Origin of the sequence: Rhizobacter sp. (assembly GCF_032229685.1) — a bacterium.
GTDB lineage: Bacteria > Pseudomonadota > Gammaproteobacteria > Burkholderiales > Burkholderiaceae_C > LMDS01.
The window spans coordinates 31,278-45,014 of the sequence record NZ_JAVTWP010000020.1 but is presented as its reverse complement, the minus strand read 5'-3'; the positions used below and the strand labels follow the sequence as shown (position 1 = coordinate 45,014).

Below are 13,737 nucleotides of genomic sequence, written 5' to 3'. Positions count from 1 at the left end.
ACGGCTGCGCAGCCGCCGAATGTTCAAGACCCGCTTTCTCGATATTCCGCCGCTGCAGTCTGCCGCGGGAAATGTGCAGTTGCCCGGCTCCAAGAGCATCTCGAACCGGGTGCTGTTGCTGGCCGGCCTGAGCGCAGGCACGACAGTCATTCACGACCTGCTCGAGTCCGACGACACGCAGGTGATGCTCGACGCGTTGCGCACACTCGGTTGCGAGGTTCGAGCCCATGGCGACACGCTGCATGTGACCGGCCTCGGCGGCCGCCTTCGAACACGCGAGGCCAGCCTCTTTCTCGGAAATGCCGGCACCGCGATGCGCCCGCTCAGCGCCGCGTTGGCCGTTCTGGCGGCCACCCAGAGCGGCAGCTTCGAACTGAGTGGCGTGCCGCGCATGCACGAACGGCCAATCGGCGACCTGGTCGATGCCTTGCGCCAACTCGGCTGCGCCATCGACTATCTCGGCAACGACGGTTTCCCGCCGCTCCGGTTGCAGCCCGGAACGACCGCGCTGCGAACGAGTCAGCCCATCCGCGTGCGCGGCGACGTGTCGAGCCAGTTCCTCACCGCCCTGCTGCTGGCCTTGCCGCTGGCCGCGCAGCAGCAGGCCATCGTGATCGAAGTCGACGGCGAGCTGATCTCGAAGCCTTACGTGGAGATCACGCTGAACCTGCTGGCACGCTTCGGCATCGCGGTCGAGCGTGACGGCTGGCAGCGGTTCACGATCCCGCAAGGCAGCACCTATCGGTCGCCGGGTGACATTCATGTCGAAGGCGACGCGTCGTCGGCCTCGTACTTCGTCGCGCTCGGAGCGATCGCTGCCACTGAAGCGCCGATCAGGATCGGCGGAGTCGGCTCCGACTCGATCCAGGGCGACATTCGTTTCATCGAGGCGGCGCAGGCCATGGGCGCGCAGATCACCAGCGGCCCCGGCTGGCTGGAAGTGCGACGCGGCACGTTCCCGCTCAAGGCGATCACGCTCGACTGCAACCACATCCCCGACGCCGCGATGACGCTGGCCGTGATGGCGCTCTACGCCACCGGCACGACCCGGCTCGACAACATCGCCAGCTGGCGCGTCAAGGAAACCGACCGCATCGCAGCAATGGCGGCCGAGTTGCGCAAGCTGGGCGCCAATGTCGTCGAGGGGGCTGACTTCATCGAGGTCAGCCCGCCCACGCACTGGCGGCCGGCCGCGATCCACACCTACGACGACCACCGCATCGCCATGTGCTTTTCGCTCGCGGCATTCAACGACGCGGCCGTGCCCGTGCGCATCCTCGATCCGCAGTGCGTCGGCAAGACCTTTCCCGACTACTTCGAAACGCTGTTCGACCGCGTGAGCACGGCGGCGCAGCACGTGCCGATCATCACCGTCGACGGCCCCACCGCTTCGGGCAAGGGCACGCTCGCCAGTGCGGTGGCCAAGGCACTCGGGTATCACTTCCTCGATTCCGGCGCCGTCTACCGTGCCACCGCGCTCGCCGCGATGCGCGCCAGCGTGCGTGCCGACGACGAACAGCGCCTGGCGCAACTCGCCTCGAACCTCGACCTGCATTTCGACGCCGGCACCATCCGCCTCGGCGGCCAGGACGTGACCGAAACGCTGCGGCTCGAAGAAGTGGGCGCCCTCGCCTCCAAGGTGTCGGCCTGGCCCCTGGTGCGCGCGGCGCTGCGCACGCTGCAGGTCTCGTTCCACCGCATTCCCGGCCTGGTGGCCGACGGGCGCGACATGGGCACCGTGATCTTCCCCGGCGCGCAGTTCAAGGTCTTCTTGACCGCGAGCGCCGCCACGCGCGCCGAGAGGCGCTACAAGCAGTTGATTTCAAAGGGAATTTCCGCTAATATCGACAGTCTTCGCGCCGAGTTGGAAGCACGCGACGCCCGGGATCAGACCCGCAGCGTTTCGCCTCTCAAGCCGGCCGTGGATGCGGTGTTGCTGGACAACTCGGCACTTTCCGTCGAAGCCTCGGTGGACGCGGTGCTGAAAGCCTGGGAACAACGCAGGCCGTTCGGGGCTACTTGATCGGCAAACAGCAAGAAGAGTCAGTTGTAGAGCAAGCAGAAGCAAGGTCCGTCGCTCTCCCTCCTGTGCCACTCACTTCCGAAGGCACGCCAGGGCGGCGGTTGTTCAACCCAACCCCGCGGTCGCAAGGCCGCACCGGAAACCTCAATGTCCCAAACTCAAGTGGCCGCCTCGAGCGGCATGGAATCCTTTGCCGCCATGTTCGAGGAGTCGCTGTCGCGCTCCGAAATGCGCAGCGGCGAAGTCATCACTGCTGAAGTGGTGCGCGTGGAACACAGCTTCGTGGTCGTCAATGCCGGCCTCAAGTCCGAAGCGTATGTGCCCATCGAAGAATTCAAGAACGACCAGGGCGAGCTCGAAGTCCAGGTCGGCGATTTCGTCTCGGTCGCGATCGACGCGGTCGAAAACGGCTACGGCGACACCATCCTGTCGCGCGACAAGGCCAAGCGCCTGGCATCGTGGCTGTCGCTCGAGAACTCGCTCGAATCCGGCGAGTTCGTGGTCGGCACCGTCAACGGCAAGGTCAAGGGCGGCCTGACCGTCCTCGTCAACGGCATCCGTGCCTTCCTGCCCGGCTCGCTGCTCGACACGCGCCCGGTCAAGGACATGTCGCCGTTCGAAGGCAAGACCATGGAGTTCAAGGTCATCAAGCTCGACCGCAAGCGCAACAACGTCGTGTTGTCGCGCCGTGCCGTCGTCGAGGCCTCGATGGGCGAAGAGCGCGCCAAGCTGCTCGAGACGCTGACCGAAGGCGCCATCGTCAACGGCGTGGTCAAGAACATCACCGAGTACGGCGCGTTCGTCGACCTCGGCGGCATCGACGGCCTGCTGCACATCACCGACATGGCCTGGCGCCGTGTGCGTCACCCGAGCGAAGTGGTGCAGGTCGGCCAGGAACTGCAGGCCAAGGTCCTGAAGTTCGACGCCGAGAAGAACCGCGTCTCGCTGGGCATCAAGCAACTGGGCGACGACCCGTGGCACGGCGTGTCGCGCCGCTACCCGAACAGCACCCGCCTGTTCGGCAAGATCACGAACATCGCCGACTACGGCGCGTTCGTCGAGATCGAGCCGGGCATCGAAGGCCTGGTGCACGTCTCCGAAATGGACTGGACCAACAAGAACGTCGCCCCGAGCAAGATCGTTTCGCTCGGCGACGAAGTCGAAGTCATGGTTCTCGAGATCGACGAAGACAAGCGCCGCATCAGCCTGGGCATGAAGCAGTGCAAGGCCAACCCGTGGGAAGAGTTCTCGACCACCGTGCAGCGCGGTGACCGCGTCAAGGGCCCGGTCAAGTCGATCACCGACTTCGGCGTGTTCGTCGGCCTGGCCGCCGGCATCGACGGCCTGGTGCACCTGTCCGACCTGTCGTGGCACGAGCCGGGCGAAGCCGCCGTGCGCAACTACAAGAAGGGCCAGGAAGTCGAAGCGATCGTGTTGGCGGTCGACGTCGATCGCGAGCGCATTTCGCTCGGCATCAAGCAGCTCGACAGCGACCCGTTCACCAGCTACACCTCGGTCAACGACCGTGGCATGGCCGTGACCGGCAAGGTCAAGATGGTCGACGCGCGTGGCGCCGAGATCCAGCTGAACGACGACGTGACGGGCTACCTGCGCGCTTCCGAAATCAGCCGCGACCGTGTCGAAGACGCGCGCAACGTGCTGAAGGAAGGCGACGAAGTCTCTGCCGTGATCCTGGCTGTCGACCGCAAGACGCGTTCGATCCAGCTCTCGATCAAGGCCAAGGACAACGCCGACAACCAGGAAGCGATGACCCGTCTGGCCCAGACCAGCGAGCGTGAAAACGCCGGCACGACGAGCTTGGGCGCCCTGCTGCGCGCCAAGCTCGACAACCAGAAGGACAACGGCTAAGCCGTTTTCCAGCTGAGTTCGAATGACCCGCTCCGACCTCGTGGCTCAACTGGCTGAACGTTTCAGCCAGCTGACGCATCGCGACACGGAGTTCGCGGTCAAGACGATCCTCGATGCGATGTCTTCGGCCTTGTCCAAAGGGCACCGCATCGAGATCCGTGGTTTTGGCAGCTTCTCGATCAACCGCCGCCCGCCGCGCGTGGGCCGCAACCCGCGCAGCGGCGAGCAGGTGGTGATCCCCGAGAAGCTCGTTCCGCATTTCAAGCCCGGCAAGGCGCTGCGCGAAGCCGTCGACTCCCAGGTGCCCGCCGATGCGGCACCCGTCGACGCCGCACGCATGCCAAGCGAAGGCTCGGGCACTTAGGCCCTGTTGCGCGTCGGCCGGCCGCTAAAATCGCGGCAGGAGTCTCGATGCGAATCTTTGTCTGGCTCGTTCGAGCCGCCATCTTCTTCACCCTGTTTGCCTTCGCGCTGAACAACCAGCAGGAAGCCGGCATCCGCTGGTTCTTCGGCCAGGAGTGGCGCGCGCCGATGGTCTTCATCGTGCTGGCCGCTTTCGCGCTCGGTTGTGCCTTCGGCGTGTTCGCGATGGTGCCGAGCTGGTGGCGCCACCGCCGCGTGGCACGCAAGCACGCGCCCGTGGTGGCGCCGACGCCTGAACCGGTGCCCACGACCCTCGCACCCGATTCCCTGCTGCCCCACCCGCCCCGCGATGGACTTTGACCTGCAGTGGCTCCTGCTCGGCCTGCCGCTGACGTTTGCGCTCGGCTGGCTCGCGTCGCGCTTCGACCTGAAGCAGTGGCGTCGCGAGCAGAAAGATTCGCCCAAGGCCTATTACAAGGGCCTGAACCTGCTTCTCAACGAACAGCAGGACAAGGCGATCGACGCCTTCATCGAAGCCGTCCAGCAAGACCCCGACACCTCCGACCTGCACTTCGCGCTCGGCAACCTGTTCCGCCGCCGTGGCGAGTACGAACGCGCCGTTCGCGTGCACGAGCACCTTCTGCACCGCGCCGACCTGCCACGCAGCGAGCGTGACCGCGCCCAGCACGCGCTGGCACAAGACTTCATGAAGGCCGGCCTGTTCGACCGCGCCGAAGTGGCCTACAAGGCCCTCGACGGCACCGGCTTCGACACCGAAGCGCGCCTCGCGCTGTTGACCCTGCACGAGCGCTCGCGCGACTGGCGCGCGGCGGCCGAAGTGGCGCAAAAGCTCGAACAGCGTGGCACCGGCAGCTTTGCCTCACGCATCTCGCACTACTGGTGCGAGATCGCGCTCGAGGCCGATGCAAAACACCAGACCGAAGAAGCCGATGCAGCGCTCAAGCGCGCACGCGATGCCGCGCCGCAGGCGGCCCGCCCGCTCGTGCTGGCGGGTCAGCGCGCATTGCGTCTCGGCGCGCATGCCGAAGTGCTCGCGCTGTGGGGCGTGCTGCTGGTGGCGCACCCGGCCGCCTTCAACCTCGTGGCGCGCGAATACGCGCAGAGTGCGCTCGCCAGCGGCGAGACGGCGGCAGCGCTGGTGCGTCTGCAAGACCTCTACCAACGTGCGCCCACGCTCGACCTGCTCGAAGCCATCGCCCTGCTCGACACCGACCCGGCGCGGCAACGCGAACGCCTGCTCGCCCACCTGCGCGACCACCCTTCGCTGTCGGCCGCGCAAGGCCTGCTCGGCCAGCAACCTGGCGGCACGTTCAACGAGCCCGAAACCCAGGCCCTGCGCGACGCCGTCGGCCGCGCGGCGCAGCCGCTGCGGCGTTACCGCTGCGCCGCCTGCGGCTTCGAGGCCCAGCACTATTTCTGGCAATGCCCGGGCTGCTCGAGCTGGGACAGCTACCCGCCGCAGCGGCTGGAGGACCTGGCATGAAAATCACCCGCGAGCGCCTGGCCCAGGCGCGTGTCCTGGTGGTGGGCGACGCGATGCTCGACCGCTACTGGTTCGGCGCCGTCGACCGCATCTCGCCCGAAGCGCCGGTGCCGGTGGTGCGTGTCAACCGCGAAGAAGAGCGCCTGGGTGGCGCCGCCAACGTGGCGCTGAACGTCAAGACACTCGGCGCGCAGGCCACGCTGCTGACCGTCGTCGGCGACGACGAGCCGGCCCGCAAACTGCGCGCCCTGCTCGAAGCGGAAGGCGTGGCCGCCCTGCTCGGCAGCGACCCGCAGCTCTACACCATCGTCAAGCTGCGCGTGATCGGCCGCAACCAGCAGTTGATCCGTGTCGACTTCGAGAACCAGCCCGATCACGAAGTGCTCTCGGCCATGCTGAGCGACTACGAACGCGTGTTGCCCGGGCACGATGCGGTGCTGTTCTCGGACTACGGCAAGGGCGGCCTGACGCACATTCCGCGCATGATCGAGTCGGCTCGCGCCGCCGGCAAGCCGGTGTTGATCGACCCGAAGGGCAGCGACTACAGCCGCTACGCCGGTGCCACGGTGATCACCCCGAACCGTGCCGAACTCGCGCAGGTGATCGGCACCTGGGCCAGCGAGGCACAGCTCGTCGAACGCGCCCAGGCCTTGCGCGCCGAGCACCGCCTAGAAGGCCTGATGCTGACCCGCTCCGAAGACGGGATGTCACTCTTCGACGGCGACGCACGCGACGGCGGCCACGCCCGCGTGCCCGCGCAAGCGCGCGAAGTGTTCGACGTGACCGGTGCTGGCGACACCGTGATCGCCACGCTGGCGGCCATGCTCGCGTGTGGGCTCAGCCTGCGCGAAGCGATGCCGCTGGCCAACCGCGCTGGCGGCATCGTGGTCGGCAAATTCGGCACGGCCAGTGTCAGCTACGAGGAGCTCTTTGCATGAAAGTCGTCGTCACCGGAGCGGCCGGCATGATCGGCAGCAACCTCGTCCACGGCTTGAACAAGATCGGCATCGACGACGTGATCGCCGTCGACGACATGACCGACGGGCCCAAGTACAAGAACCTGCTCGGCGCACAGCTGAGCGACTACCTCGACAAGAGCGAGTTCTACGCCCGCTTCGCGCGTGGCGAGTTCGGCCGGGTCGACGCGGTGCTGCACCAGGGCGCCTGCTCCGACACCATGGAGCACAACGGCCGCTTCATGATGGAGACGAACTACCGTTGCTCGAAAGACCTGCTCGACGCGTGCCAGGCCCAAGGCACACGCCTGCTCTACGCGTCGTCGGCCGCCACCTACGGCGGCAGCGCGTCGTTCGTCGAGACACCCGATTTCGAGCGCCCGCTCAATGTCTACGGCTACTCGAAGCTGCTCTTCGACAACGTGGTGCGGCGCGTCTTGCCGGGCGCTGGCACGCAGATCGCCGGGTTTCGCTACTTCAACGTCTACGGCCCGCGCGAGCAGCACAAGGCACGCATGGCCTCGGTCGCTTTCCACCACTTCAACCAGTTTGCCGAGACCGGCAAGGTCAAGCTCTTCGGCGAGTACGGCGGCTACGGCCCCGGGCAGCAAAGCCGCGACTTCGTGTTCGTGGACGACGTGGTCGCCGTCAACCTCTGGTTCCTGGAACACCCCGACCGCAGCGGCATCTTCAACCTGGGCACCGGCCGCGCCCAGCCGTTCAACGACGTGGCCGTGGCAACCGTGAACGCGGCGCGCGCGCTGAAAGGGGAACCGGCGCTGGCGCTCGACGAACTCGTACGGCGTGGCCTGGTCGAATACATCGACTTCCCCGCCGCGCTGGTCGGCAAGTACCAGAGCTTCACCCAGGCCGACCTGACGCAACTGCGCTCGACCGGCTGCGAGCATCGCTTCGCCGATGTGGCCCACGGCGTGCGGGCGTATGTGAACTGGCTCGCGCAAACGGCAGCGTGAAGCGCTGACGCGTCGGCGGCATCCACCTTTCGGGGGTGGTCTTTCGGGCTGGCCCGCCGTGGCGATTTTCAAGCCCGGCGTGGCCTCGAACAATCCAGCCAGAGCCTGCAATTCCGCAGCGCTCGAAACACTGGAGAACCCCATGAACCTGATCAAGATCCTGCTCGCCACCGTGCTCGCACTCGGCGCCGCTTTCGCTTTCGCTGCCGTCGAAGTGAACAAGGCCAGCCAGGCCGAACTCGAAACCATCAAGGGTGTCGGCCCGGCGATGTCGACCAAGATCCTCGAAGCCCGCAAGGCCGGCGCCTTCAAGGACTGGCCCGATCTGGCCGAGCGCGTGAAGGGCATCGGCAGCGGCAACTCGGCAAAGTTTTCGGGCGAAGGCCTGACCGTCAACGGCGCCACCTATGTGGCCAACACCAGCCCGGCGCCCGCGCCCCGGGCCGCGAACAAGGCCGGCACCACACCGAAAGAAGCCGCCAAGAAGTGAAGCGACGCAGCTACCAGCCGAAGAAGCTCACCACGTCGGCACGCCGCTTCATGGTGTCGGCCACACCGAGCGCCATCAGCTCGCGTGTGTACGGCGCTTCGAACAGCAGGTAGCTCGCCAGTGCCGCGCCGCGCGCGTCGTTGCCACGCCCTTCCACGCCCACGCCGCGCAGCATGCCGCGGATCGGCAAGGGCAAGGCGCCGAGGTGGCGTGCAGCGATGTCGTCCAGGCGCTGGCTCGGCGCGATCACCAGCACGTCGATCGGTTTCAGACTGCTGTGCGCACGCGCCTCGGGTGTCAGCAGCGCCAGTGTGCTGTTGATGCGCTGCAGGCGCTCGACGTCGACCGCCAGCGCATCGAGAAAGATGTTCGACAACGCGTGGCCGGCGATCTGCGCGAGGTTCGGGTACTCGCTGCTGCCGGCGCGTTCACCAGGCGGTTCGTGCATGCGCCCGGCACCGACCACGAGGATGCGCTCGGCGCCCAAGTGCACCGCCGGCGAGATCGGCGCGGCCTGGCGCATCGAACCGTCACCGCAATACTCGGTATGGCCGCCGATGTTCAGCGCCACGGCCGGGAACACGAACGGGATCGCCGACGAGGCGAGCAGGTGTGGCACGCCGATCGCGTCGCGCACGGCGATGCGCTGCGAGCGGGTCCACGGCAGGATGTCGGCCACGGCGTCGTAGAAGGTCACGTGCAGACCCGACCCGTAGCTCGACGCGGTGACGGCCAGCGCTTTCAGGTGGCCGTCCTGCATCACCTGGTGCAGGCGCTCGGTGCTGACGAGCCGGCTCAGCAGCTCTTGAAGCGGCGAGTTGTCGAGCAGCGAACGCGGCTTGGCGCGGCGCCAGCGTGCGATCACCCAGCCGATCGACATCATCGTCAACCAGCGCGCGCCGGTGCGGATCACGCCGAAAGAATCGGAGCGGTACACCTGTTCGGCGTGGAAGTTCTCCCAGACCTCGCAGATCGTGTCGACGGCCGCGTCGAAGTTGTCGGCGCGGCACGCGAGTGCGGCCGCGTTGATGGCGCCGGCCGAGGTGCCGGCGATCACCGGGAACGGGTTGGCGGCGGGGGCGCCACTGTCGCGCCGAATCTGCGCAATCGCCTTCAACACACCCACCTGGTAGGCCGCGCGTGCACCGCCGCCGGTGAGCACGAGGCCGGTGGTGGGTTGGGGCGTGGCGCTGGTTTCAGCCATCACGCTTTATCGGCCGAGGCGAACCCCGACTGAAGGCCGGCCCGCGGCCGTCACTCGTACACCACCACGGCGCGGCCGTTGCGCGCGCCGGCGCGCCAGCGGTCGAGCGCGGCGTCGGTGGGGTAGAAGCGTGCCGAGTCGCCCAGGTCGAGCTCGCCGCTCGCGTTGTCGCGCTGCAGTTGCAGGCGCACCGTCAGGCCCTGAGCCAGATCACCGTGTTCGGTGGCGACGCGGCGCGACGGAAAGTCGCGCAGCACGTCGGCCACCGGCGGCACGCTGCCGTTCACTTCCACACGCAGGTACTTGCCGAAGCGGCAGCGCGCGCCGGCCAGGTCCCAGACCTGCGCGACGGTGAGGCGCAGGCCGCCCGAGAAACGATCGGGCTGCACCTTGCCCTGCACGATGATCAGTTCGTCGTCTTTCAGCAGGTCGCGGTTGGCGTTGAGCAGGTCTTCGTTCGCGACCGCCTCGATCACTTCGCTCTTGTCGTCGAGCTTAAAGATCGCCACACGCCCGCGCTGGCCGTTGATCACGCGCAGGTCGCTCACGATGCCGGCCAGCAGTTGCGGCTCGCGGCTGTCGAGCAGGTCTTCTATTCTGCGTTTGGCGAAGCGCCGCACCTCTTCACCACTCTGGTCGAACAAGTGGCCCGACAAGTAGTAGCCCAGCGCGCCCTTCTCGAGCGTGAGCCGCTCCTTGATGCTCCAGGCTTCGGCCGACACCAGCGCCGGCTCCTGCGTGCTCGCCGCGTGGCTGCTTTCTTCGTCCGGGCCGAAGTCGAACAGGCCGCCCTGGTCGGCGTGCGCGGCCTGCGAGTCGGCCCAGTCGAGCGCGAGGCTCACGCTCGCCAGCATGGCCGAACGCTCGGGGTGCAATGCGTCGAACGCACCGGCCTTGATGAGCGCTTCGACCACCCGCTTGTTGATGCGCTGGCGGTCGACGCGAGCACAGAAGTCGAACAAGCTCTTGAACGGGCCGCCTTCGGTGCGCGCCTTCACGACCGCTTCGATCGCGCCCTGCCCTGTGCCCTTGACGGCGCCCAGACCGTACTGGATTTCCTTGTCGCTCACGGGCTCGAAGCGGTACACACCCTTGTTCACATCGGGCGCGTGCAACACCAGGCCGAAGTTGCGCAGGTCGAGCATCAAGACCCGCAGCTTGTCGGTGTCGTCCATCTCCACCGTCATGTTGGCGGCGAAGAACTCGGCCGTGCAGTGCACCTTGATCCAGCCGGTGTGGTACGCGAGCAGCGAATACGCGGCGGCGTGCGACTTGTTGAAGCCGTAGCCCGCGAACTTTTCCATCAGGTCGAAGACTTCGTCGGCCACGTCGGCCGCGATCTCCTTCTTGGCCGCACCGGTGCGAAAGATCTCGCGGTGCGTGGCCATCTCTTCGGCCTTCTTCTTGCCCATCGCACGGCGCAGCAGGTCGGCGCCGCCGAGCGAGTAACCGCCCAGCACCTGCGCGGCCTGCATCACCTGCTCTTGGTACACCATCACGCCGTAGGTTTCGCCGAGCACGGTTTCGAGCAAGGGGTGCGGGTAACTCACCTCTTCGCGGCCGTGTTTGCGGGCGCAGAAGGTCGGGATATTTTCCATCGGCCCGGGCCGGAACATCGCGTTCAGCGCGATCAGGTCTTCGATGCGCGTGGGCTTCGCGTCTTTCAGCATGCGCTGCATGCCCGAGCTTTCGAACTGGAACACCGACTCGGTGCGGCCTTCTGAAAAGAGCTTGTAAACGCGCGCGTCGTCGAGCGGCAGCTTGTCGTAGTCGAAGCCCGCGTACTGCGGGCGCCGCTTCAGGATGAACTCTTTCGCGATCTCGAGGATCGTCAGCGTCGCCAGGCCCAGAAAGTCGAACTTGACGAGGCCGATCGCTTCCACGTCGTCCTTGTCGAACTGGCTCACGGCGCTGTCGCTGCCGGGCTGCATGTAGAGCGGGCAGAAGTCGGTGATCTTGCCGGGCGCGATCAACACGCCGCCGGCGTGCATGCCGACGTTGCGTGTGATGCCCTCGACGCGCGCGGCGAGCGACAACAGCTCCGCCACCTCGACTTCGGCCGCTTCGCGTTGTTCGAGCTCGGGCGCTTCACGGCGCGCGTAGATCAGGCCCGCGTCGGGGTTCTCGGGCACCTTGGCCAGCGTGACCTGTTTGCCCGGCGGGGCGGGGATGAGCTTGGCAATCGAGTCGACATGGCCGTAGCCCATGCCCAGCACGCGCCCCACGTCACGCAGTGCCGCCTTGGCCGCCATGGTGCCGAAGGTGGCGATCTGGCTCACCGCGTCGCGGCCGTACTTGGCCTTCACGTAGTCGATCACACGTTCGCGGTTGGCCTGGCAGAAGTCGATGTCGAAGTCGGGCATCGACACCCGCTCCGGGTTCAGGAAACGTTCGAACAGCAGGTTGTATTGCAGCGGGTCGAGGCCGGTGATGTTGAGCGAATAGGCCACCAGCGAACCGGCTCCCGAACCCCGCCCCGGGCCGACCGGGCAGCCGTTCTTCTGCGCCCAGTTGATGAAGTCGGCCACGATCAGGAAGTAGCCCGGGAAACCCATCTTCAGGATGGTCGCGATCTCGAAGTCGAGCCGCTCGACGTAACGCGGGCGCTGCTTGTCGCGCTGCGCGGCGTCGGGGTAGAGCTGCAGCAGCCGCGCTTCCAGCCCCTGGTGAGAGGCGAGCGCAAAGTACTCGGGCATGGCGAGTTGTTTGCCGTCGACCAGCGGGGTGGCGAAGTCGGGCAGCTGCGGCTTGCCGAGCACCAGCGTGAGGCTGCAGCGCTTCGCGATTTCGACACTGTTGCGCACGGCGCTCGGCAGGTCGGCGAACAGCGCTTCCATCTGCGCCTGCGACTTGAAATACTGCTCCTGGCTGAAGCGTTTCACACGGCGCGGGTTGCCGAGCATCTCGCCTTCGGAGACACACACACGCGCTTCGTGCGCTTCAAAATCATCGGGCGCCAGAAACTGCACCGGGTGGGTGGCGACGACCGGCAACTTGCAGGTGGCCGCGAGCGCAGCCGCCGCGCGCACGTGCGCTTCGTTGCCGGGCAGGCCGGCGCGTTGCAGCTCGATGTAGAAACGGTTCGGGAACAGCGCGGCCAGCCGCAGCGCATGCGCTTGCGCACGGGCCGTGTCGCCGGCGACGAGCGCCTGCCCGACGGCGCCCTGCTCCGCGCCCGACAACACGATCAGCCCCGCGCCGAGCTCACCGAGCCAGTCCCATTTGACGAGCGCCTGGGCGCGCTGCTCGTTCTGCAGCCAGGCACGTGAGAGCAGCTCGCACAGGTTCAGGTAACCCTGGTTGTTCTGCACCAGCACGAGCAATCGGGTCGCCGCTTTTTCGCCGCTGGCGGGTTCGACCCAGAGATCGGCGCCGATGATCGGCTTGACGCCGCGCTTGCGTGCCGCGCTGTAGAACTTGACGGCGCCGAACAGGTTGGCGAGGTCGGTGATGGCCAGCGCAGCCTGTTTGTCTGCGGCGGCCGCAGCCACCGCTTCGTCGATGCGCAAGGTGCCATCGGCGACGGAAAATTCGGTGTGGGTGCGCAGGTGAACGAATGCCATGCGCCGCATTTTAGGGAAGGCGCGGCCCGTAAAATTTGCGCCGTGAAATCAATTCTGAATGTCTCGGCTTACAAGTTTGTGCACCTCGGGGAACCTGCCGCTTGGCGCGACCGCATTCGTGCGCAGGCACAGGCCTGCCGGCTGCGCGGCACGGTGCTGCTGGCCGAAGAAGGCATCAACCTGTTCATGGCCGGTGCCCAGGCAGACATGCAGGCTTTCGTGCGCTGGCTGCTCGCACAAGACCCTTTTGCCGATCTTGTCACCAAAGAAAGCGAATCCGACGGCGTGCCCTTCGGCAAGCTGATCGTGAAGGTCAAGCCCGAGATCATCCGCATGAACCACCCGATGATCCGGCCGCAAGACGAGCGGGCGCCGGCCGTCGACGCGCGCACGCTGGCGCGGTGGTTGTCGAACGGCCACGACGACGCTGGCCGGCCGGTCGTCACGCTCGACACGCGCAACGCTTTCGAGGTCGATCACGGGCGATTCACCGGCGCGCACGACTGGCGCATCGCGAAGTTCAGCGACTTTCCCGCGGCACTGGCGGCGCACCGCGACCAGTTGACCGGCAAGACCGTGGTGAGCTACTGCACCGGCGGCATCCGCTGCGAAAAAGCGGCGTTGCTGATGCGCGAGGCCGGGGTCGAGAACGTTCTGCAACTCGAAGGTGGGATCCTTCAATACTTCAAGGACGTCGGTGGCCAGCACTTCGAAGGGAATTGTTTCGTCTTCGACGAACGCGAGGCCTTGTCTGACACACTTGCGCCGACACCCCCGCTATAACTCTCGCC

The 13,737-nt window shown here is 66.6% G+C and carries 11 protein-coding genes; 9 read left to right on the top strand and 2 right to left on the bottom strand.

From position 1 onward, the window contains the following. Window positions 1-19: 19 nt before the first annotated feature. The 8 genes from AC30PD_RS08535 (at window position 20) to AC30PD_RS08500 (ending at window position 8,179) form a co-directional block, all read left to right on the top strand. Window positions 20-2,023, top strand: a complete 2,004-nt coding sequence (locus tag AC30PD_RS08535; RefSeq protein ID WP_489535226.1) for a bifunctional 3-phosphoshikimate 1-carboxyvinyltransferase/cytidylate kinase — start codon at window positions 20-22, stop codon at window positions 2,021-2,023. 147 nt (window positions 2,024-2,170) lie between these two features. Continuing rightward, window positions 2,171-3,892, top strand: a complete 1,722-nt coding sequence (gene rpsA, locus AC30PD_RS08530; RefSeq protein ID WP_489535225.1) for a 30S ribosomal protein S1 — start codon at window positions 2,171-2,173, stop codon at window positions 3,890-3,892. 22 nt (window positions 3,893-3,914) lie between these two features. After that, window positions 3,915-4,256: an integration host factor subunit beta gene (locus AC30PD_RS08525; protein ID WP_489535224.1), complete on the top strand. Its 342-nt coding sequence runs from the start codon at window positions 3,915-3,917 to the stop codon at window positions 4,254-4,256. Window positions 4,257-4,303: 47 nt separating this feature from the next. Beyond that, the gene (locus tag AC30PD_RS08520) at window positions 4,304-4,615 is read left to right on the top strand and encodes a LapA family protein (RefSeq protein ID WP_489535223.1); all 312 of its coding nucleotides are present in this window, start codon (window positions 4,304-4,306) and stop codon (window positions 4,613-4,615) included. Continuing rightward, the gene (gene lapB, locus AC30PD_RS08515; RefSeq protein ID WP_489535222.1) at window positions 4,605-5,759 is read left to right on the top strand and encodes a lipopolysaccharide assembly protein LapB; all 1,155 of its coding nucleotides are present in this window, start codon (window positions 4,605-4,607) and stop codon (window positions 5,757-5,759) included. Before AC30PD_RS08520 ends, lapB begins: the two co-directional genes overlap by 11 nt. After that, window positions 5,756-6,697: a D-glycero-beta-D-manno-heptose-7-phosphate kinase gene (gene rfaE1, locus AC30PD_RS08510; protein ID WP_489535221.1), complete on the top strand. Its 942-nt coding sequence runs from the start codon at window positions 5,756-5,758 to the stop codon at window positions 6,695-6,697. Before lapB ends, rfaE1 begins: the two co-directional genes overlap by 4 nt. Next, window positions 6,694-7,689, top strand: a complete 996-nt coding sequence (gene rfaD, locus AC30PD_RS08505; protein WP_489535220.1) for an ADP-glyceromanno-heptose 6-epimerase — start codon at window positions 6,694-6,696, stop codon at window positions 7,687-7,689. The genes rfaE1 and rfaD overlap by 4 nt, the downstream gene beginning before the upstream one ends. Before the next feature lie 142 nt (window positions 7,690-7,831). Then, window positions 7,832-8,179, top strand: coding sequence for a ComEA family DNA-binding protein (locus AC30PD_RS08500; RefSeq protein WP_489535219.1), 348 nt, complete (start codon window positions 7,832-7,834; stop codon window positions 8,177-8,179). A 10-nt stretch (window positions 8,180-8,189) separates the two neighbouring features. On the opposite strand, the gene AC30PD_RS08495 is transcribed toward AC30PD_RS08500, so the two are convergent. Together AC30PD_RS08495 and dnaE are read right to left on the bottom strand one after the other, a co-directional pair. Continuing rightward, a complete protein-coding gene (locus tag AC30PD_RS08495; protein WP_489535218.1) occupies window positions 8,190-9,383 on the bottom strand; it encodes a patatin-like phospholipase family protein in 1,194 nt (397 codons plus the stop codon). A 50-nt stretch (window positions 9,384-9,433) separates the two neighbouring features. Continuing rightward, entirely contained in the window at window positions 9,434-12,946 is a 3,513-nt protein-coding gene (gene dnaE / locus AC30PD_RS08490; protein WP_489535217.1) for a DNA polymerase III subunit alpha, read from the bottom strand. Window positions 12,947-12,988: 42 nt separating this feature from the next. Here dnaE and AC30PD_RS08485 point away from each other — a divergent pair, with 42 nt between their 5' ends. Continuing rightward, window positions 12,989-13,729, top strand: coding sequence for a sulfurtransferase (locus AC30PD_RS08485; protein WP_489535216.1), 741 nt, complete (start codon window positions 12,989-12,991; stop codon window positions 13,727-13,729). Window positions 13,730-13,737 lie beyond the last annotated feature (8 nt).

Coding starts and splice junctions, on each gene's coding strand:
- AC30PD_RS08535 (WP_489535226.1), top strand. CDS start 20: ATGTTCAAGACCCGCTTTCTCGATATTCCGCCGCTGCAGTCTGCCGCG.
- rpsA (WP_489535225.1), top strand. CDS start 2,171: ATGTCCCAAACTCAAGTGGCCGCCTCGAGCGGCATGGAATCCTTTGCC.
- AC30PD_RS08525 (WP_489535224.1), top strand. CDS start 3,915: ATGACCCGCTCCGACCTCGTGGCTCAACTGGCTGAACGTTTCAGCCAG.
- AC30PD_RS08520 (WP_489535223.1), top strand. CDS start 4,304: ATGCGAATCTTTGTCTGGCTCGTTCGAGCCGCCATCTTCTTCACCCTG.
- lapB (WP_489535222.1), top strand. CDS start 4,605: ATGGACTTTGACCTGCAGTGGCTCCTGCTCGGCCTGCCGCTGACGTTT.
- rfaE1 (WP_489535221.1), top strand. CDS start 5,756: ATGAAAATCACCCGCGAGCGCCTGGCCCAGGCGCGTGTCCTGGTGGTG.
- rfaD (WP_489535220.1), top strand. CDS start 6,694: ATGAAAGTCGTCGTCACCGGAGCGGCCGGCATGATCGGCAGCAACCTC.
- AC30PD_RS08500 (WP_489535219.1), top strand. CDS start 7,832: ATGAACCTGATCAAGATCCTGCTCGCCACCGTGCTCGCACTCGGCGCC.
- AC30PD_RS08495 (WP_489535218.1), bottom strand. CDS start 9,383: ATGGCTGAAACCAGCGCCACGCCCCAACCCACCACCGGCCTCGTGCTC.
- dnaE (WP_489535217.1), bottom strand. CDS start 12,946: ATGGCATTCGTTCACCTGCGCACCCACACCGAATTTTCCGTCGCCGAT.